Below are 22172 nucleotides of genomic sequence, written 5' to 3' on the forward strand. Positions count from 1 at the left end.
AAAGCTTATTTCAAACTCGCTTTTAAGAATTCTCTGTTCATACGAGCAATGTTCTCTAGAGAAATTCCTTTCGGACACTCAATTTCACAAGCTCCGGTATTGGTACAGTTTCCAAATCCTTCTTCGTCCATTTGGCGTACCATGTTCAGTACACGTTGTGTTGCTTCTACTTTCCCTTGCGGTAATAAAGCATACTGCGATACTTTCGCACCCACGAACAACATTGCCGAACCATTTTTACAAGTCGCCACACAAGCACCACATCCGATACAAGCTGCTGCTTCGAACGCTTTATCCGCATCGTGTTTTGGCACTGGAGTTGCGTTGGCATCAATGGTGTTTCCGGAAGTATTTACCGAAACGAAACCACCGGCTTGTTGGATTCTGTCGAACGCACTTCGGTCTACCACTAAATCTTTGATTACCGGGAACGCTTTACTTCTCCAAGGCTCTACAAAAATAGTATCGCCGTCTTTGAACATTCTCATGTGCAACTGACAAGTTGTAATTCCGGTATCCGGACCGTGCGCACGTCCGTTGATGTATAACGAACACATTCCGCAGATTCCCTCACGACAATCGTGATCGAACGCAATCGGTTCTTTCTTTTCGTTGATTAATTGTTCGTTCAATTGGTCTAACATTTCCAAGAACGAACTTGCAGTAGAAACATTATCCAATTTATAAGTTTCCATGCTTCCTTTGGATTTCGCATTTTTCTGACGCCAAATCTTAAGGTTTATATTGATATTTTTTGCTGAAGACATAATTCTGTTATTTGTAATTTCTAGCTGCAATTTTGATAAACTCGTATTTCAACTCTTCCTTATGAAGCTCTTCTTTGCTGATATCGTCGCCTTTGTATTCCCAGGCACCAACAAATTTGAAGTTTTCATCATCACGCAAAGTTTCACCTTCGGCATCCTGATACTCTTCACGGAAATGACCGCCACACGATTCTTTACGTTGCAAAGCATCCATTGCCATTAATTGACCCAATTCGATGAAATCCGCCACACGAAGTGCTTTTTCCAATTCAGGATTCAATTCGTCTGCACTTCCCGGAACGAAAACGTCTTTGTAGAATTCTTCTTTCAGTTGAGCGATTTCTTCAATTGCTTCACTCAAACCTTGTGCATTACGTCCCATTCCAACTTTGTTCCACATGATCAAACCTAATTTTTTATGGAAATGATCAACGGATTTAGTTCCGTTATTGTTAAGGAATTTGTTGATGGAATCTTTCACTCTGTTTTCCGCCTCTACGAATTCAGCAGAATCGGTAGAAATTTTACCCGTACGGATTTCGTCTGCCAAATAGTTGGAAACAGTGTAAGGCAACACGAAGTAACCATCAGCCAAACCTTGCATTAAAGCCGAAGCTCCAAGTCGGTTTGCACCGTGATCTGAGAAGTTAGCTTCACCAGCCACAAAACAACCCGGAATCGTCGACTGTAGGTTATAATCTACCCATACACCTCCCATAGTATAGTGAACGGCTGGATAAATTTTCATCGGAGTTTCGTATGGATTCTCGTCGGTGATTTTTTGGTACATGGTAAACAAGTTACCGTATTTTTCTTCCAACCATTGTTTTCCAAGCGCAGTAATTTCTTCAGCAGTAGGATTATGATTTCCTTTTGCATAGGCTGCTTGCCTTCCTTTGGTTTGAATTTCAGTAGAGAAATCAAGGTAAACTCCTTCGTTGGTATCGTTTGCTTCGATTCCGAAACCGGCATCACAACGCTCTTTTGCTGCTCTGGAAGCCACATCACGAGGCACTAAGTTACCAAATGCAGGATATCTTCTTTCCAAGTAATAATCTCTGTCTTCTTCTGCAATTTGCGTCGGTTTTAATTTACCGGCTCTAATCGCTTCCGCATCTTCTTTTTTCTTAGGTACCCAAATACGTCCTGAGTTACGCAACGATTCCGACATCAACGTTAATTTTGACTGATTCGTTCCGTGCACCGGAATACAAGTTGGGTGAATCTGCACATAACACGGATTAGCGAATAATGCTCCTTGTTTGTGTATTTTCCATCCGGCCGTTACGTTACTTCCCATTGCGTTGGTAGAAAGGAAATAAACGTTTCCGTATCCTCCGGTTGCAATGATTACCGCATGTGCTGAATGTCTTTCGATTTCTCCGGTAATTAAATTACGGGCAATGATTCCGCGTGCTTTACCGTCTACTTTTACCAAATCCAACATTTCGTGGCGGTTGTACATTTGTACACGTCCTAAACCAATTTGTCTTGACAAAGCAGAATACGCTCCTAACAACAATTGTTGTCCTGTCTGACCCGCCGCATAGAACGTACGTTGTACCTGAGTACCACCGAACGAACGGTTGTCTAACATTCCGCCGTAATCACGTGCAAAAGGAACTCCCTGAGCCACACATTGATCGATAATATTAGCCGACACTTCCGCTAGACGGTGAACGTTTGCTTCACGCGCACGGTAGTCTCCCCCTTTGATGGTATCGTAAAACAATCGGTACGTACTGTCACCGTCATTTTGATAATTTTTCGCCGCATTAATACCTCCTTGTGCCGCAATCGAGTGCGCACGACGTGGAGAATCTTGAAAACAGAACGCTTTAACATTATAACCCATTTCACCAAGAGAAGCGGCCGCCGAAGCACCTGCCAATCCTGTTCCTACAACAATAACATCAATTTTTGGTCTGTTATTTGGAGCAACCAGTTTTAAATGGTTTTTATGATTAGTCCATTTCTCGGAAATGGAACCTTCTGGTATTTTAGAATCTAACTTCATATATTTTGATGTTGATTATTTAAAAAAGTGGATATAAACCGGAATAACAGCAAACAATAACGGTACTATGATTGCGAATAATTTTCCGAAAGTCTTAATAGCTGGGGTAAATTTATTATTCACTCCCAACGATTGGAATGCACTTTGGAATCCGTGTAATAAATGGAATGCCAAAACAGCCATTGCCAACACATACAAAATTGTTGCAATTAATCCTGTTTTTGCATCCTGGAAGAATGCAAATGTTATTTTGTGTAAATCTTTATACAATTCTCCAATTTTAACATTAGCCTGAATATTATAAACATCCGTTCCGTTTTTAATCGTTATTTGTTTCGGCATCATTGGATTAGGCGCTTCGCCTTCAAGCTGAATCTGATCTACCTGATAAAACTCACCAACTTTTCTCCCAACAAACAATTCTTGTTTTTGACCCTGAACTTCAACAGTTTGTTTCATTAACGGCATGTTCTTATCAAAATGCATTACCGCCCAGAAATTTACCATATGCGTAACAATAAAAACCAAAATCAAAGTTCCCAAAACCGCCATGTTTCTGGATGAAAAACTACTGTTTGCTCCAGGATTGGTTTTCGCGTAACCGATTGGCCTTGCTTTTACGTTTTGATACGTTAGCATGAACCCGTCAAAAGCGTGAAATAAAATAGAGAAGTACGTTAAATAAGATAATAATTTTACCGCCGGATTGGAAGTCATGAAAACCGCATACTGATTGAACTGTAATGCATCGCCAAAAATCAACTGAAGATTCCCGGCCAAGTGACCTGCCAAAAACAAGCATAAAAATAAACCCGTAAGAGCCATCCAGTATTTTTTTACGATAGACGACTTTAAAAGTGCAGATTTTGCCATAGTATTTGTTTAGTGTAATAGTTTTTAAAAAAGTGAAACAAAAATAAAGCTATTTCAACTTACAGACAAGCCTTTGCCGCTTATTTATAATGAATATAAAATGCCGTTGTTCCCTAATAAAAAACCACTCTTTTAGAGTGGTTTTTTTATATTTCTATTGAAAACTGGGAATCAGTCCTCTCAACCCCATATCGACGACATTTTCTCCAGCAGCTGGTTCGTATTTACCATCTGCATTTACTTCGTGCCATTCAAAACTGTTATTTACAGACAACGACAAAGTCACCACAACATCCTGTGTTTCTGTTCCTGTAATTACCAGATTGCTGGAAAACTGACCTGTCACCACGCAGGATCCGGCCGGAATTGGCGAAGTAGCCGCTAAAGGATTCGGAACCGTTGTGGCTCCGGCGGGTGTCTGCCCTGAAGTGGAATAATTATAACCGCTCAAACCAAACGCCCAATATCCCTGACTCCTGTTTCCGTTCACCGGAAAAGTATACGAACCTACAGTATGGGTTGTTATATAATTATTAAACCCCACAAAACTGGCCAACGTTCCGACATATTCCGTTCCGGCACTTAAAACATTGATTTTATAATTTTGATAAGACAACGAACAGCGCACCCACTCGTAACTTCCCGCAGCAATATTTCGCAACGGAATGGAAAGAAATACCTCTCCTTCCCCTACAATTTTCGCTTTGCTGAAATCAATCGCATTTGTTCCTCCGGCTGTTGTTTCTGGAGCATGATATAAAACTGTCCCCGCCCCCAAAGCAGTGTTCGCAGTGGGCGCAAATTCAAGATAATGCGAACTTATCGAATTAAAAACCGGAGACTGTGCGGCATTACCAGACGGAACCGAAGAAGGTTGCCCCAAATTATTCAGCCGAACCTGGGTGGGATCAAATTTAAACTTCACAATCAACTGGGGTTCGTGTGGCGCTACCACTGCCGTATCATCCTGATCGGTGCAGGAAAAAAACACTGTTGAAAGTAAAAGTAACGGCAAAAAAGTCTTGATGTACATAATGATTAATTTTTAAATCAAACAATTCATTTTTTGGAGTAACAACCATTTAAGGAACGATAATCGGACACAATATATTGCAATATTTTAAAATCCCACAAAAAACTTAAACCGAATAAACACTTTTGCCCTGAAAGTTCCTAAATTTGAATTCTTATTATTCTATAAACCATTTCATCATGAAATACCATCAGATAGACCGTGATTTGTTCATCAAAAACCGAAGCAAATTTACGGCGCAAATGAAACCAAAAAGTGTTGCGGTTTTCAATTCCAACGACATCTACCCGGTTTCAGCCGACAGCACACTACCGTTCGCGCAACACCGCGATATTTTCTATTTATCCGGAGTCGATCAGGAAGAAAGCATCTTATTGCTTTTCCCGGACGCTCCTTACGAAAACCTCAAAGAAATTTTATTCCTAAAAGAAACCAACGAACACATTGCCGTTTGGGAAGGCGAAAAACTAACCAAAGAGCGTGCCTTTGAAGTATCGGGAATTCGTACGGTAATCTGGTTGCAGGATTTTCATAAAACGCTAAAGGAAATCATGGCTTATGCCGAAACGATGTACATCAATACCAACGAGCATTACCGCGCCACAATTGAAACCGAAACCCGAGAAGCCCGTTTCATCAAATGGTGGAAAGAAAACTATCCGGCCCATAAAGTCGAAAAATCGAATCCTATTTTACAACGCATTCGTTCCATAAAAGAAAGCGAAGAACTTGATTTGATTCAAAACGCGTGTACCATTACCGAAAAAGGATTCCGTCGCGTGTTATCGTTTGTAAAACCCAACGTAACCGAATACGAAATCGAAGCCGAATTTGCGCACGAATTCCTAAGAAACCGTTCCAAAGGTTTTGCCTACACTCCGATTATCGCCTCGGGAAACAACGCCAATGTTTTACACTATATTGAAAACAACCAACAATGTAAAGCCGGCGATTTATTGCTTTTGGACGTGGGTGCCGAATACGCCAATTATTCGAGCGACATGACCCGTACCATTCCGGTTTCCGGTCGTTTTTCCGACAGACAAAAAGAAGTATATAATGCCGTTTTACGTGTGAAGAACGAAGCTACAAAAATGCTGGTTCCCGGAAATTTCTGGAAACAATATCATGTGGAAGTGGGCAAAATCATGACTTCCGAGTTGTTAGGTTTGGGACTGATTGACAAAGCCGATGTACAGAACGAAAATCCGGACTGGCCGGCCTACAAAAAATACTTCATGCACGGTACTTCGCACCACATGGGATTAGATACCCACGATTACGGATTATTGTACGAACCGATGCAGGCCAATATGGTATTTACCGTGGAACCGGGCATTTATATTCCTGCCGAAGGTTTCGGAATTCGTTTGGAAGATGATGTAGTGATTCAGGAAAAAGGCGAACCGTTCAACCTGATGCGTAACATCCCGATTGAAGTGGAGGAAATTGAGAGTTTGATGAATGCTTAGTTTTAAGAAAAGAATATCCCTAAAAAACGGTTTGCGAAAGTGAGCCGTTTCTTTTTTTGAATTCATTTATTAAAGTTATTTTTGTCTCATAAAATTTCGCTTTTGAAAACCATTCTCCATAAAAACACCAAAATCGCTTATTCCGAAACCGGAAAAGGTACCGCTGTGGTATTGCTTCACGGATTTCTGGAAAACGCCACCATGTGGGATTTTTATGTGCCGGAATTTTCAAAAAAATACCGCGTCATCACCATCGATCTGTTGGGGCACGGACAAACCGAATGCATGGGCTACCTTCACACCATGGAAGACATGGCCGATGCCGTTCATGCCGTGTTGCACGAATTGCGCATTCGAAAAGCCATTTTTGTGGGACATTCCATGGGAGGTTATGTTGCATTGGCGTTCGCCGAATTGTATCCCGACAACGTAAAAGGAATTGTGCTTTTAAATTCCACTTCGAGAGCCGACAGCGAGGAACGAAAATTAAATCGCGACCGGGCGATTGTGTGTGTAAAAAAAGACTATTCTGCTTTTATCCGGATGTCGATTGCGAATTTATTCAGTGAAGACAATCGCGAAAAACTGAGCGAAGAAATTGAAAACGTAAAACTGGAAGCACTAAAAACACCGCTTCAAGGTATCGTTGCCGCATTGGAAGGTATGAAAACCCGAAATGACCGCGAAGTATTACTGCATTTTGCTCCCTATCCTATTATGCTGATTTTAGGCGAAAAGGATCCGGTACTGAATTTCGATGAAAACAAAGAACAAATCGAAGGCACGGACGTTAAATTCATCTCCTTTCCCGACGGCCACATGAGTCATATTGAGAACAAAAACAAATTGGGCAAACTATTATTGGATTTTTTCAAGACAGTTTAAAGCATTCCTTCTTTTAAATAACCTCGCTCAATCAATTCGTTTGTATCTTTTAAATGATGGGTTTTACCCGCTACCATCAGGATCAATTTAGTGGAAACTTCAATTACGTTTCGGTAATTGTGATCGGTAATGATAATGCCTTTGGATTTTGCATTTTCCCTTATTAACGCATTTATATTTTCCACCATAACCGGCGCCAATCCGTTATAAGGTTCGTCCAAAAGAACAAATTTCGAATCATTGAATAAGATAAGTTTTATCTCCAGATAGCGCAATTCCCCTCCGGACAGATGGCTGATTTTTTTATTCAACATCGATTGAATCATCGAATCATCACAAAAGACATTGCGTTTCTCTTTCGAAATCGACAACTGAATGGTTTTGGCAACCGAAAAATGTTTCGGAATAAAATTATCCTGAGGCAGATAACCGATTTCTTTTAATAATTCGGAAGTCTTCACTTGTAGTTTTCCGTCAATGCGGACGAACTTATAATCGGCAGGAACCATTCCGAAAATAATTTTAAGCAGGGTTGATTTTCCGGAGCCGTTTCGTCCCAAAAGTCCAATAATGTCACCCGTTTCACATTTAAGATACACATCGGAAACCACCAATTTATGATTGAAAAATTTCTGAACACTGTCGGCTTCTAAAACATGTTTCATAAGCACAAATGAATTAGACGAACTGACAATGACAAGAGACCACAAAAAAGAAAATTAAAAAACGTACTGGATAACCATAACTGCATTTTCGAAAGTCCGTTATTATAGTAAAACAAATATGCTTCTTTATTGTGTACTTCTTTTACGGCAAGACTCGTTACAAATCCAAAGGTTACAAAAAGACTTGAAAAAACCTCAATTCCTCCAATACCTCCAACAAGCATTAAAACCGTTGGAAGCAATGAAATCACAAAATTGACAAGCAACGTGGATTTATAAAATTCGAATATGTTGTGTAGTTTCCTGATGACTTCTTTTTCGTAAAGAACCTAAATTAAAAGAAAACAGCTACACAAATAATTGTTAAAAATTACTCCAGCTTTTCTTCGAAAGGCACTTCGGGATTTAACATCTCATTAATCAGAGTGATCACTTCCGTTTTAAAAGCTTCCAAAACTTCCGCATTTATCTCACTATCCACATTTTTATCTTCTTTGATTCCGAAAGGTAAAAATCCGGCGCGCATATTTTTAAAGGAGATGATTCCGGCTTCCATTTCCATTCCGTCGCACTTTTGTTCATACATAAAAGCATAACACAACAACTGTATGATTTTGTCGTTTTTGATATCCAATGTTAATCCGTTCCAGTCTTTCAGCTGAACACTTCGGAGTTCCACCTTTCCGGTTTTGTAATCGATGATGCGTATTTTACCGTTGCGTTGTTCGATTCGGTCGACATTTCCGGCTATTTTCACCGGATACGGCAAGCGATCATCTTCCAAAGTACGCTCCAGCGAAATTTCCAATGCGAGAACTGTTACCGCATCACCGCTTTCAATTAATTTCTTTTCTTCGTTTAAGAAATTGAAAACGTTGCGTTTCGCGACTTCAAAAGCCAGAAGGTTTTTCCCTTTTTTGATTTCACCTTCCTTATACACTTCCCGGAATTGCTTTTCGACTTCAGAATTGGTCTTTTCCAACATCTCATTAATGGTTGCAACCGATAAGAATTGATGTAAAAACGGCTTATACAATTCTTCCAACGCTCCGTGAATGATTGTTCCCAGTGTATTTAACGCAATGTTTTCCTCCACTTCTTCCACTTCCGAAATACGCAATACGCGCTGATTGTAAAACTGTATCGGATTCCGGATATAACTCGTTAATCCTGAAGGCGAAAACCCTTTTCCAGTAGCAATTTCTTTTAATCGTTCCATTACTTTTTCAGATTTGGGTACGATAATCGACTCGTATGCTTTATCCGGTAAATACGCATTATAAATCTGATGAATAATATTATGTTTCGGCTGCTTTTCAATTTCCAATTGCGTGATGAAACGGCTTTTTTCGCCGGCATCCAAGCCTTCACTTTCGGTATTGTACAACAAATAAATGTTTTTCGCACGGAGCAGCAAATGGTAAAAATGATAACAGTAAATCGCGTCTTTTTCTTTGTAGGTTGGCAGTCCCAGTTCGCGTTTCACATCATACGGAATAAACGAATTCATCGATTTTCCTGCCGGGAAGACCCCTTCATTCATCGACGTGATGATTACGTTTTCAAAATCGAGCACGCGACTTTCCAATACACCCATAACCTGCAATCCGGAAAGCGGTTCGCCTTCAAACGACACTTCGGCCAAATCGACAATCTGCTTGTAAATGGTATGCAACATGGTTACCGAATCAATTCGGTTGTATTTTTCCTGATAATTGATCAGTTTGTTAATCGTTTTAAAAATGGAATACAGAAACGCTTTGGCGACTTTATCTTCCTCGGATTCGTTCCCTAAAAACGATTTGATAGCAAGAATAATTTTTAACAGACGATTCAAAACCAAAACCGCATCATGCTCCCAACGCTCAAACAACAGCTGAAACAATTCCGAGCGCTGCTGATTGATTTCGATGAATTTTTTCTGCGATAAAAAAGTGATGTTATTCTGATTGATAATTTTAACCACGGGAGCTGCGTCACAATAAGGCTCTACCAACGGATGCGTGAGAATATCCAAAACCTCTTTGTAATAGAAAGTATAACTGGTTTCGCTGCGTTGAAGTGCATTGGCGTGCAACTTGAACAACTTGCTGATTAAAATCTGCGCCGGATTGTTCTTACTGCTGTAGCCCATGGTAATGTTTAAACTCTCGACGGAGTCGGGTAAAGCGTATAAGGCCGGTATCAGCAGGTTTTCTTCCCCAAGAACCAAGGCCGTTTTGTCCAGACTTTCACCGTTGGCCTGAATATTCTCGACGATTTTACCGGCAATTTTAGCCTGTCCAATCGTTTTGGGTGTTCCTATGATATGGATTTGTTTCGTATTGGAAAACTCATTTACAACCCACTCGAACGGTTGTGTGGTATATTGCTTCCATTCTTTTTTAAAGCGACGAATAAACAAACCGGCGTCGTGATGGCTGTCCTGCAGAAAAACAGCATCCATATCCCAGTAAATCTTGGCCTGACTGTTAAACAAGAGTTGCTGAATAATTTTTTCCTCCGCCTGATTTAAAGCATTGAAACCTGCAAAAACAAGTTTAGTAGCGCCCAACGATTCGGAGAAATACTGCAAATTGTTTACGGCTTCTCTGTAAATCAGTCCTTGATAACCGATTCCCATATTTTTTAAATGCGTATAGAGCGTTTCGTAATACTCAGGAAGTCGGCTCCAGAATTCTAGATGGGTTTTAATCAAATCGGTGGTTTGGGAAGGTTCCAAATCCCAACGCTTCAATACCTCAATATCTTTCAGATAAGAGAAAACATGATCCGGTTTTAAAAGATATCGGTCGATTTCATTAAAATCCTGCAGCAGCGTTTTTCCCCAATTGGCAAACAATTCAAAATCCTGTTGTTGTTCTACCGGTGTTACGGAAAGGTAAATATTGTAAAATTCAAAAAGCAGTTCTGTAGGATCTATCGTTCGGATTCCGGCCACCTCCTGAATAAAATCTTCAATACTGATGATATTGGGGGCAAAGACGGTTTGATCCAACTGTTTTTTTAACGCTTCAATCAAAAAAACTTTGGCTCTTTTATTGGGTAGAATTATAGTAACTTCTGAAAGGGTATTTCCGAATTCGGAAACAATTTGATGGCTTACTTTATCGAGAAAAGAAAAATGTATCATGCCATAAAAATAAAAAAAACGTCCCGATAAATCGGGACGTTTTCACTATTTATTTGAAGTGTAAGTTTAAATTAGTTAGCCAATTTAACTTCTACACGTCTGTTGTTAGCTTTACCTTTAGCGGTTTTGTTAGAATCGATTGGTTTAGATTCTCCGTAACCTTCTGAAGTTAATCTGTCAGCAGCGATACCGTTATCGATTAAGTAATTTTTAACCGCAGCAGCTCTGTCTTTAGATAATTTCAAGTTAGCAGCATCTGAACCACTTGAATCTGTATGACCTTCAATGCTGAATTTAGAAGTAGGGTACTCTTTCAAGATAGCAGCAATTGATTGTAATACTGGGAAAGTTTGTTTTTGGAACGAAGACTTACCAGAGTTGAACAAGATAGTTTTAGCGTAAGCGTTTAATTTTTTCATTGCGTCTTCAGACACTTCAGGACATCCGTTGTTAGCAACAGTACCTTTCACGTCAACACATTTGTCATCTTTATCAGCTACACCGTCACCATCTGTATCAGGCCAAGGACAACCAGCATTTTCAGCAGGACCTTTCACGTCAACACATTTGTCAAGGTTATCAGCTACACCGTCACCGTCTGTATCAGGACATCCGTTCATAGCAGCAGGACCAGCTACTTCAGGACAAGCATCGTCTTTATCAGCGATTCCGTCACCGTCAGTATCAGGACAACCGTTTAATTCTTTTGGACCAGCTACTTCCGGACAAGAATCATCTTTATCAGCGATTCCGTCTGCATCTGTATCAGGACATCCTTGGAATTCTTTTAAACCAGCAACTTCTGGACAAGCGTCATCTTTATCGTAGATTCCGTCACCATCTGTATCTTTTCCTCCAAATTTGAAAGAAAGACCAACAAAGTGCTGTAAATGAGATGCGATATCTACATTTGGAGTTCTAGTTTCGTCAAATGAATGTTTGTAAGTAGATTGGAATGTTAAACCAACTTGCTCTGAAAACCAGAAAGCCAAGCCTAAACCTCCATTAACTGTACCTGCTGAAGCATCACCCATGAAAGTGTAACCTCCACCAATGTGAGCAGATGGATCAATCCATTTTGATTTTAAAGCATTCATGAAGCTATATTTAATAACCCCATCAGCTGCATAATACATTAAATCTCCAGGATTTGAAACCTGATACTCACCAGGATTAGTAGGTCTTTCACCAACAAATTTATTGATTTTGTTTACCGACCCCGTAATTCCGAAAGAGAAGTTGTTACCTACGTGTCTTGATACGTTAACGTAAGACACTGAAGGAATGATATTCCAATACCCTTTTGCATTGAAATATTGAGAAAACTGATCTTCTACTTTAGAAGCAGCACTCACTCTACCACCATCCACTGCGTTAGCACCGAATGAGATAGCCCATGGATTGTTACTATCCTGTGCTTGAGAGCTTAATCCTGCAAACATAAGAGCAGCAACAAATAATCTGTTTAGATGTTTCATACTTTTTTTATTTAATTACAATAATTTATAATTGAGACAAAAATAAGAGGTTAAATATTAATTACAAAGCGATTTGTTAAAAAAAATACATTTTCCTACTAAAAATCCCCTTATCTAATCACATTTAACGTTTTTCCAACCTCAGTAAATGCCAGAATCGCTTTATCAAGATGTTCTTTAGTGTGTGCTGCAGACAATTGCACGCGAATTCTTGCCTTATCTTTTGGCACCACCGGGAAGAAGAACCCTATCACATAAATTCCTTTTTTCAACAATTCATCTGCCATTACCTGAGACAATTTCGCATCGTACAACATTACCGGAACAATTGCAGAATCCCCGTCAATAATATCAAAACCGGCCGCCTTCATTCCTGCTTTAAAATAGTTGGTATTCCATTCCAATTTATCGCGTAAGGACGTATCCTTTTCCAACAATTCAAAAACCTTGATTGAAGCCCCAACAATGGCTGGTGCCAAAGAATTGGAAAACAAATACGGACGGGAACGCTGACGCAAAATTTCAATCACTTCTTTTTTAGCCGTGGTATATCCTCCCATGGCACCGCCAAGCGCTTTTCCTAACGTTCCGGTGATAATATCCACACGTCCCATTACGCCTTTAGCTTCAAGCGTTCCTTTTCCGGTAGCCCCAATAAAACCGGCAGCATGACATTCGTCTACCATCACCATCGCATCGTATTTATCGGCTAAATCACAAATTTTATCCAATGGCGCTACCAATCCGTCCATAGAGAACACCCCATCGGTAACAATCAATTTGAAACGGCGTCCTTCCTGATTAGCTTTAATAAGTTGCTGTTCCAAATCTTCCATATTATTGTTTTCATAACGGTAACGCGCTGCTTTACACAAACGCACGCCGTCAATAATCGAAGCGTGGTTTAAACTATCCGAAATAATACAATCTTCTTCTCCCAACAACGGTTCGAAAACCCCACCGTTGGCATCAAAAGCCGCTGCGTATAAAATCGTATCTTCCGTTCCGTAGAAATCGGCAATCTTTTTTTCTAAGGTTTTATGAATATCCTGTGTTCCGCAAATGAAACGCACCGACGACATTCCGAATCCGTGCGTATCCAAAGTATCTTTAGCGGCCTGCACCACTTCCGGATGCGAAGACAAGCCCAAATAGTTGTTCGCACAGAAATTTAAAACCGTTTCGTTGTTAACGGTAATTTCCGCTCCTTGCGGCGACGTGATAATGCGCTCTTTTTTATACAATCCGTTTTCCTGAATCGTGTTCAGTTCGTTTTGCAAATGTTCTTTTATTTTTCCGTACATTATTAAGTGTGTTTGTTTATTTGATTATTTCATATTTACAATCCGGTTTCCTGCTTAGTGAAGTCTCTACCGTCATCAGCGTTTTGCTTTTTGCAACCTGCTGCCTTTTGCCTTCTGGCTTACAAATGTACTACTTCTAATTTTTCTCCTATATATACAAGTGTTTTTTTCTCAACCGAAAATCCCATCTCCTGCAAGGCATGTGCGTATTCTGCCAATTGTGCTTCATATTTCGTTTGATGTGCACCGGTTTTATAATCCAACAAATATGCAGATGTTCCCTGCACCGAAACACGATCCGGTTTAACGGTAGCCGTACCTTTTTTGATGATATTCTGTTCGTTGAATACTTTTTTATCGGCTTCAAAAAAAACGGCCAAATCCGGATGATTTACAATTTCAGACAAAGTTCGTTCCACTTCCGGCTTTTGCGATTCGGTTATCAGTCCGCTTTCAATCGCTTTTTCGATAGCCAAATCCACATCGGCATCGGTTTTTACAAACGATAAAATCTCGTGCATCACATTTCCGAATTCAATCGCTTTAATCTGATCAGTGCCCCACATCAGGGCTTCACGTTGGGCGATTTTGATTTTCTTCGGATTAAAAACCTCGTTTACAATTTCAATTGTAGGTTGTTTTTCTTTTTCTTCTTTAGTTACCGAAAGCCGATTGCTGTCGCCAAATTCAAATTCGGATTGATCGTCCTGATACACGCCTTTAAAATCGAGATATTTGATGAAATACGACGACATATTATTGGTCAACTCTCCTTTTGAGGTCAGATTTTTATTGGAAATAACATACAACTGTTCTTCGGCTCTGGTTAACGCCACATACAAGACATTGATATTGTCCAAAAGTTCTTCCTGACTTCTTTCATTATACACCTGCGCGGCATTTTCACCGTATTGGGCCACTTCTTTTTTCGTATCGACCAACGCTTTCGGAATATCCAAATTGGCATCTTCCAGTTCCAACCACATTTTATTTCTTGGGGAACGGGCGTAATCTTCTTCGGCAAACGGAAAAATCACTACCGGAAATTCAAGTCCTTTCGATTTGTGAATCGTCATGATCCGCACCGCATCGTTTCCTTCCGGAGACGGGATGCTGAATTTGGCGCCATTATTTTCCCAATACTCCAGAAAATCCGAAATTCCGGCTTGCGTGCGCACATCGCGTTCCAATACCAAATCCATGAAATACTGCACATAAGAAACCGTGCTTTTTTCTTTGATAAACGTCGACACAATAATTTCCACCGCTTCGTACAACGATTTTTTTCGGCAGTTTTTAAAGGAAATTACGATTCCGAATTCCGCCAACCATTTTTGCAGTTCTTCTTCCGAAAATTTGGTCATGCCCAATTCGATGAAATCATGAATCGGCAATTCGGATTGTTTATTTTTGGCGATGAAATATAAAAAGGCCGCTTTGGCTTCCTTATCGTTGTTGTTTTTCAGATAGCGCAACACATTCAAAATCAACTTTACTTCAGTCGCGTTATCGATCAATAAGGTTTCCGAAGACAAAATCGGGATATCATTTTCGGTTAAATAATTCGCCAAGGCCACACCCGATGTTCGCTTCCGCGTCAACAAAACCATATCGCGGTACTGAAACCCATTCGCTTTCACTTTTTCAATGGTTGCTAAGGTTGCTTTCAGATACAGTTGTTCTTTATCATCGGATTCTTCCTCAGACATTTCATCGGCTTTTTCGACTTTCGGAATAAAGGAAATATTTACATAACCGCCTTTTTTAGTGTTGACTTCCTGATGACTTTTGTTGCGGTACAAATCCTGATAATCTTCGTTGGAAAATTCATCGGCCAACATCGCAAAAAAAGCATTGTTGAAAGTGATGACTTCCGAATAGCTTCGGTAATTCGTTCCTAAACGCACCAATTCCTTGCTCGGATTGGAAAACGGATTTTCGTCCTTGCTTAAACTGATGAATTGTTCCGCTTTCCCACCACGCCATCGGTAAATCGACTGTTTCGGATCGCCCACAATCATCAGTGAACCTTGCGCACCGGATAAATCTTCGGAAGAAAGCGCATTGTCAATCAGCGGAACCAGATTGTGCCACTGCATTTCCGACGTATCCTGAAATTCATCAATAAAGAAATGCTTATAGCGTTCTCCTAATCGCTCATATATAAAAGGTGCAGGTTGGTTCTGGATTTCGTTGTAAATAATGGCGTTGAATTCGGAAATCGACAAAATATTTTTCTCTTTCTGAATCGTGTCGAGTTCTTGTGCGATGGAATTCAGCAACGACAATGGTGTGATGTTTTTCTGAAACGCGGAATAGAAATTCTTCTTTTCGTAATTTTTATAGACTTTGGCCAAAATTGCAATCAACTCGGGCGCGATACTTTCGATGACGGCTTTGTCTTTTGCGGTTTTATTCACCTGAATGTCATCGGCTTCAAAAAACTTTTTGTGCGAACTTTTCAATTCGCCTTTCTGAATGTAGCCCAAATGATTCGGAAACGTACCGCGGGAAAACGAACTTACATCAATGTTGTTGCTTTCAATCAACCGCAGTGCTTCCTCGGCGAAAGCCACACATTCTTCTTCCAATCTTTTGATTTCTTCCGATAATTTTTCGCGAATCACCAAAAACTCATCGATGGTTTTTTCGTGGAAATGCGAAATTTCGTTTCGGTTGTTTTCGTTGACCAGCAATCGACTCACATCGAACAATTCGTGCGTGACATCCCAACTTTTATCGTTATCGGTTTTATCAACGGAAAAATCGACTAAAATTTTGGTCAGCACTTCATCTTCTCCGGCTTTGGCGATAATAGCATCCACGGCTTCCTGCAACAATAAATCGGTTTCCAGTGACACTTCGAAAGTCACCGGAAGATTCAAATCATGCGCAAAGGCGCGAATGACCTTGTGCGTGAATTTATCAATCGTGGAAATATCAAACGCCGCATAATTATGAATAATGTTTTTGATGATCGCTTTCGACTTGTCTTTGATGGTAGCCAATGAAAGCTTCGTTTCCGATGCGACATCTTTCATGAAATCAAGCGCTTTCCCGTTCGGTTCGTCCTTTGAAAATTCGTGCAACGCATTCACAATTCGCGATTTCATCTCCTCTACCGCTTTGTTGGTGAAAGTAATGGCGAGGATTTTTTTATAGGCGTCGTTCGTATTGGCCAGCATCAGGATTTTTAAATATTCCTTAACCAGCGTATAGGTTTTACCGGAACCGGCCGAAGCATCGTATATGGTGAAAGCGGATTTTGCCACAGATTTGTCTTTATTAATGTTTAAGTAATCTTAAATTACCTCAGTCTATTTTCTTTTACGAAGATAAATTTATAATTTTGAATGAATTTAATTATTAATCTTTAAATATAAAATATCATGGCTTTTGAATTACCACAATTACCATACGCATACGACGCCTTGGAACCGCACATTGATGCCCGTACCATGGAAATCCACCATTCGAAACACCACAATGCTTACATCACCAACCTAAATGCAGCGATTGCAGGAACAGATTTGGAAGGAAAGTCGATTGAAGACATTCTGAAAAATCTTGACATGAACAATATGGCGGTACGCAACAATGGTGGTGGTCATTATAACCACACTATGTTTTGGGAAATCATGGCACCAAACGCCGGTGGATTACCAACAGGAGAATTAGCAACTGCAATTGATGCTGCGTTTGGTTCTTTTGATGCTTTCAAAGCAGAATTTGCTAAAGCAGGAGCTACTCGTTTCGGTTCGGGATGGGCTTGGTTGTGTGTGAAAGACGGGAAATTAGAAGTTTGCTCTACGCCAAACCAAGACAACCCAATCATGCCGGGTGTACCTTGCGGCGGGCAGCCAATCTTAGGAATGGATGTTTGGGAGCACGCTTACTACTTGAACTACCAAAACAGACGTCCGGATTACATTGAGGCGTTCTTCAATGTAATTAATTGGGCAGAAGTGGCAAAGCGTTACGCAGCAGCGAAATAAGCGAAAAAAAAGAATAGAATATAGAAAATAGACAGATGAACTTTGGGTTTGTTTGTCTATTTTTTTTGTCTTTACTCTTTCATCTATTTTCTTTGCTCTTTCCTCACTTTACTCTAATAAAAAAGGTGGAATTGCTTCCACCCTTTTTGCCCCAAATCTACCATAAACTTAACCTACTAATGCTATGGTAGTACGAATGTATAGCGATAGTTATTGAACATCAAATAAATCAGACATACTGCATTTTTTCTCGATAAAGTGCATTTTCACCCGCTTTTCACCGATTAAATGAAGTCGAAAACGAAACTTTGTAAAATAAAAAAGGTGGAATTGCTTCCACCCTTTTTGCCCCAAATCTACCATAAACTTAACCTACTAATGCTATGGTAGTACGAAAGTATTGCGACTGCTTTCATCCGTCAAATAAAACAGTTAAACTGCATATAAAATCGATGAAAAGCATTTTTATCTGTTTTTTAGTATGCTCGGGCGTCTTTTCCTTCGTAGAAGTTCATGAACGCTCGGTTTACCACACGATTTCCGCCATCGGTTGGATAATTTCCGGTGAAGTACCAATCGCCTAAATTCTTCGGACATGCTTTGTGCAGATTTTCAACCGTTTGGAAGATAATTTTCACCTCTGCTTTCACGGAACTCTCCGTTAACATCTGCGCAATTTTATCGGAAATCTCCTGATCGGTAAACGGTGCGTAAATTTCTTTCACATAATTGACCACTTCGCTATCATGGAAATTTTCCTGTGCTTTGGATTTCTGATACACTTCTTCAACGATGTGTAGCAAATTGCGTTCTTTCAGCAATTCCATAGCAGCACGGAACGCAACCAATCCTTCCAATTTCGCCATATCGATTCCGTAACAATCCGGATAACGGATTTGCGGTGCCGAAGAAACAATCACTATCTTTTTCGGATTCAGTCGGTCCATCATTTTGATGATACTTTTCTGCAAAGTAGTTCCGCGAACGATACTGTCATCAATAATGACTAAATTATCAGTTGGTTTGATTACACCATACGTCACATCGTATACGTGTGCCACCATATCATCGCGACTGCTGTCTTCGGTAATGAACGTTCTTAGTTTCACATCTTTAATTGCGATTTTTTCCGAACGCAGTTTCACCGATAAAATCTCCTGTAATTTTTCAGCAGAAAGCGATTCCTTATTGGCTAAAATATCGGCAATTTTCCGTTGATTCAAAAAATCATTGGCGGCTTCCACCATTCCGTAGAACGAGGTTTCTGCCGTATTCGGGATATAAGAGAAAACCGTGTTGTCAGTATCATCGTTAACCGCATCCAAAACGGCCGGCATGATTAATTTTCCTAAATTTTTACGTTCCTGATAAATTTCAGCATCGCTGCCTCGGGAAAAATAGATTCTTTCAAAGGAACAAGCTTTCAAAGGCAAGGCTTCACGGATTTGCTCATCGATAACACGACCGTCTTTTTTAACGATAATGGCGTGTCCGGGAGTGATTTCTTTTATTTCTTCAAACGGAACATTGAAAACCGTTTGAATTACCGGTCGTTCCGAAGCCACCACCACGATTTCATCATCCTGATAGTAAAACGCCGGACGGATTCCTGCCGGATCACGGGTTACAAACGCATCACCGTGACCTAACAAACCTGCCATCGCATAACCACCATCCCAGTTTTTGGAAGCTCTTCTCAAGATTCTTCCGATATTTAATTTTTCAGCAATTACCGGAGAAGCTTCTCTTTTACTCAACCCGTCATTTTTACATTCCTGATACAAATCGGTTACTTCATCGTCTAAAAAATGACCGATTTTTTCCATTACAGTAACCGTATCTGCCATTTGTTTCGGATGTTGCCCTAAACGTACTAAATCTTCGAAAAGTTCTTTAACATTGGTCATGTTGAAGTTTCCGGCCACAATCAGGTTTCGGTGCATCCAATTGTTCTGACGCAAGAACGGGTGCACACTTTCGATGCTGTTTTTGCCGAACGTTCCGTAGCGTACGTGTCCTAAAAACAATTCTCCGATGTAAGGAATATTGGCTTTTTGTGCCGCAACATCATGCTGGTATTCTGGATGCTGCTCCATCTCTTCATTAATACGCTGATTGATTTGCGCAAAAATGTCCTGAATGGGCTGCGTCTGATTGGAACGTACCCGACTGATGTAACGTTCTCCCGGTTCCACATCCAATTTAATACTGGCCAAACCGGCACCATCCTGACCACGGTTGTGTTGCTTTTCCATTAACAGGTACATTTTCTGTACTCCATAAAAAGCTGTGCCGTATTTTTCTTTGTAGTATTCTAACGGTTTTTTTAATCTTAAAAGGGCAATGCCACACTCGTGTTTTAAAGCGTCACTCATGTTGTTGTGTGTTGTGTTGTTGTATTAATGAAAAGAGCCCCGTTTCCGAGGCTCATGTGTATAGTGTTAGTTTTCTAACGCGATGTCAAATTGTGTCAAGGCTTTAAACTCCTGTAAACGAGACAGCACCTCTGTTTTTTCTAAATTCTCCATTCTTTCTGTTCCGAATTTCTCCACACAGAACGAGGCTAAATTTGATCCGTAAATAATCGCGTTTTTCATATTGTCGAACGAAATGTTTTCGCTTTGCGTAATGAATCCTGCGAAACCACCTGCGAAAGTATCTCCCGCTCCGGTTGGATCGAATACTTCTTCCAATGGCAATGCCGGTGCAAAGAATACTTTACTGTCGTTAAACAATAAGGCGCCGTGCTCTCCTTTTTTGATTACCACGTATTTTGGTCCCATCGTATGGATTTTTGCTGCCGCTTTCACCAAAGAATATTCTCCGGATAACTGACGGGCTTCTTCATCATTGATTGTAATTACATCGATGCGTTTCATTACGTCTAATAATTCCGGTAATGCACAATCCATCCAGAAATTCATGGTGTCTAAAACTACCAGTTTCGGTTTTACCTCCATCTGATCCAAAACGCTGCTTTGAACGATTGGGTGCAAGTTCCCTAGCATTACCACATCTGCGTTTTTGAAATCTGCCGGTACTTTTGGCTGAAAATCCGCCAACACATTTAACTGTGTATCTAAAGTGTCTCTGGAATTCAAATCGTTATGGTAACGACCGCTCCAGAAAAATGTTTTTCCGCCCTGAACCACTTCAAGACCTGAAATATCAATGTTTTTGCTTTTTAATAAATCTAAATATTCTTTAGGGAAGTCGTCTCCAACTACGGAAACAATTGCCGATTTCAAGTTAAAATGCGAAGCCGAAAGCCCGATATATGTACCTGCTCCACCTAAAATCTTATCGGTTTTTCCGAAAGGAGTTTCAATTGCATCAAAGGCTACTGTGCCTACAATCAATAATTTATTCATAAAATGATCTTAATTTTGAAGCTGCAAATGTACGATTTAGTTTTGGTTCGCAAAAGCCTATTTTTTGTTAAGATTTTCGACCCGCTTCCGAAGCTCTTTAAAGGTATCGAAAGGTCCTTTTGTGATGACCATATTCACCATGAATGCCGGGATATTTCCACCAGGGTTCCCGTAAATTTGCTGAACAACGAGTGTTTGTGTATTGGATACTTTTTTCAGATACCAAAATCCTTTAAAATTAGTGAGTCGGACATAACCGGGTTTTTCTTTGAGCAATCGGTTTTCGGGAAGAATGGTTATGATTCGCTCGTTTTCATTTGTCGTCAAAGTCACTTTAGAAACATGATCCCGATCCTGAATCGGCCAACCCAAATGGTGCGTCATGTAAAAAATCCAACTCGTGTCGGAAGTTTTCTTCAGTAATTCGCTTTTTCGGGTTTTGTAGTTCCACTTTTTGAGGTTTTTGACATCGACAAGCTGTTTAACGATAGTGTCGATATTCGCATTTACCGTCATTACCGCCCGGTATTCTTTGAAAGCGGTAGTGTCAAATTTGGTCAAATACACCTTTACACCGTCCTTGTCTAAGGCGAGTTCCGGTTTTTTTTGTGAATAGCCGCAACCGCCAATCAGCAAAAAAAAGAGTAGCGTTGAAAAAAGAATTTGGGACCTTTTCATTCCCTAAAGTTATGGAAATCAAAACAAATGGCCTTCTTCTTTTTCGTAAAAAGTGTCAACAGAGAGATTTGGCTGTTGAGATGCCATCACCGCAAGTGCATCGCAACGCTCGTTTTGCGGGTGATTACTATGCCCTTTAATCCATTTAAAATCCACCTGGTGCTTTCGGTAAATTTTAAGGAAACGCATCCATAAATCGGGATTTTTCTTTCCGACGAAATTTTTCTTTTCCCAACCGAAAACCCAGCCTTTCACGACCGAATCAATAACATATTTGGAATCGGAGGTAACCAAAACGGAGGTGCCCTGTTTTTTCAATTTTTCCAGACCCACAATAACCGCCAGCAATTCCATCCGATTGTTGGTCGACAGCCGGAATCCTTCGTAGAATTCTTTTTTATAGGGCGTTCCTACCATTTCCATCACCACGCCATAACCGGCAGGCCCTGGATTTCCTTTGGATGCGCCATCGGTATAAATATGTACTTCGTAGGATTTCAA

The 22172-nt window shown here is 40.3% G+C and carries 16 protein-coding genes; 3 read left to right on the top strand and 13 right to left on the bottom strand.

Annotated elements, in window-relative coordinates; all coding sequences use genetic code 11:
• Positions 1-5 precede the first annotated feature (5 nt).
• The 4 genes from FCR2A7T_RS01520 to FCR2A7T_RS01535 all read right to left on the bottom strand — a co-directional run bounded on the left by FCR2A7T_RS01520 (position 6) and on the right by FCR2A7T_RS01535 (position 4690).
• Positions 6-767, bottom strand: coding sequence for a succinate dehydrogenase/fumarate reductase iron-sulfur subunit (locus tag FCR2A7T_RS01520; RefSeq protein WP_023569501.1), 762 nt, complete (start codon positions 765-767; stop codon positions 6-8).
• 7 nt (positions 768-774) lie between these two features.
• Positions 775-2784, bottom strand: coding sequence for a fumarate reductase/succinate dehydrogenase flavoprotein subunit (locus FCR2A7T_RS01525; protein ID WP_023569502.1), 2010 nt, complete (start codon positions 2782-2784; stop codon positions 775-777).
• 15 nt (positions 2785-2799) lie between these two features.
• Positions 2800-3657, bottom strand: a complete 858-nt coding sequence (locus FCR2A7T_RS01530; protein WP_023569503.1) for a succinate dehydrogenase cytochrome b subunit — start codon at positions 3655-3657, stop codon at positions 2800-2802.
• Between the two features lie 154 nt (positions 3658-3811).
• Positions 3812-4690, bottom strand: coding sequence for a hypothetical protein (locus FCR2A7T_RS01535; RefSeq protein WP_023569504.1), 879 nt, complete (start codon positions 4688-4690; stop codon positions 3812-3814).
• 179 nt (positions 4691-4869) lie between these two features.
• Between FCR2A7T_RS01535 and FCR2A7T_RS01540 the strand changes: the two genes are divergently transcribed.
• Complete coding sequence (locus FCR2A7T_RS01540; RefSeq protein ID WP_023569505.1) at positions 4870-6162, top strand: aminopeptidase P family protein; 1293 nt, start codon at positions 4870-4872, stop codon at positions 6160-6162.
• A 102-nt stretch (positions 6163-6264) separates the two neighbouring features.
• Positions 6265-7047 (top strand): alpha/beta fold hydrolase, encoded by a 783-nt coding sequence (locus FCR2A7T_RS01545; protein WP_023569506.1) that lies wholly within the window; start codon positions 6265-6267, stop codon positions 7045-7047.
• On the opposite strand, the gene FCR2A7T_RS01550 is transcribed toward FCR2A7T_RS01545, so the two are convergent.
• The 5 genes from FCR2A7T_RS01550 to FCR2A7T_RS01575 form a co-directional block, all read right to left on the bottom strand.
• Entirely contained in the window at positions 7044-7712 is a 669-nt protein-coding gene (locus tag FCR2A7T_RS01550) for an ATP-binding cassette domain-containing protein (protein WP_023569507.1), read from the bottom strand. The two genes, FCR2A7T_RS01545 and FCR2A7T_RS01550, sit on opposite strands and share 4 nt — an antisense overlap.
• A gap of 370 nt (positions 7713-8082) precedes the next feature.
• Entirely contained in the window at positions 8083-10845 is a 2763-nt protein-coding gene (locus tag FCR2A7T_RS01560) for a PD-(D/E)XK nuclease family protein (protein WP_023569508.1), read from the bottom strand.
• A gap of 71 nt (positions 10846-10916) precedes the next feature.
• A complete protein-coding gene (locus FCR2A7T_RS01565; protein ID WP_023569509.1) occupies positions 10917-12323 on the bottom strand; it encodes an OmpA family protein in 1407 nt (468 codons plus the stop codon).
• Positions 12324-12433: 110 nt separating this feature from the next.
• Entirely contained in the window at positions 12434-13627 is a 1194-nt protein-coding gene (gene kbl / locus FCR2A7T_RS01570) for a glycine C-acetyltransferase (protein ID WP_023569510.1), read from the bottom strand.
• A 119-nt stretch (positions 13628-13746) separates the two neighbouring features.
• Positions 13747-16899 (bottom strand): UvrD-helicase domain-containing protein, encoded by a 3153-nt coding sequence (locus FCR2A7T_RS01575; RefSeq protein ID WP_023569511.1) that lies wholly within the window; start codon positions 16897-16899, stop codon positions 13747-13749.
• Positions 16900-17016: 117 nt separating this feature from the next.
• On the opposite strand from FCR2A7T_RS01575, the gene FCR2A7T_RS01580 reads away from it, so the two are divergent.
• Entirely contained in the window at positions 17017-17622 is a 606-nt protein-coding gene (locus FCR2A7T_RS01580; protein WP_023569512.1) for a superoxide dismutase, read from the top strand.
• A 476-nt stretch (positions 17623-18098) separates the two neighbouring features.
• Here the strand turns inward: FCR2A7T_RS01580 and FCR2A7T_RS01585 are convergent, their stop codons facing one another.
• From FCR2A7T_RS01585 to FCR2A7T_RS01600, 4 genes are all read right to left on the bottom strand, one after another.
• The gene (locus tag FCR2A7T_RS01585; RefSeq protein WP_023569513.1) at positions 18099-19997 is read right to left on the bottom strand and encodes a hypothetical protein; all 1899 of its coding nucleotides are present in this window, start codon (positions 19995-19997) and stop codon (positions 18099-18101) included.
• A gap of 66 nt (positions 19998-20063) precedes the next feature.
• Complete coding sequence (locus FCR2A7T_RS01590) at positions 20064-20993, bottom strand: PfkB family carbohydrate kinase (RefSeq protein ID WP_023569514.1); 930 nt, start codon at positions 20991-20993, stop codon at positions 20064-20066.
• Between the two features lie 57 nt (positions 20994-21050).
• A complete protein-coding gene (locus FCR2A7T_RS01595; RefSeq protein WP_035116828.1) occupies positions 21051-21671 on the bottom strand; it encodes an START domain-containing protein in 621 nt (206 codons plus the stop codon).
• 18 nt (positions 21672-21689) lie between these two features.
• Complete coding sequence (locus FCR2A7T_RS01600; protein WP_023569516.1) at positions 21690-22172, bottom strand: ribonuclease HI; 483 nt, start codon at positions 22170-22172, stop codon at positions 21690-21692.

The sequence above is a fragment of the Flavobacterium cauense R2A-7 genome, assembly GCF_000498475.1.
Lineage (GTDB): Bacteria > Bacteroidota > Bacteroidia > Flavobacteriales > Flavobacteriaceae > Flavobacterium > Flavobacterium cauense.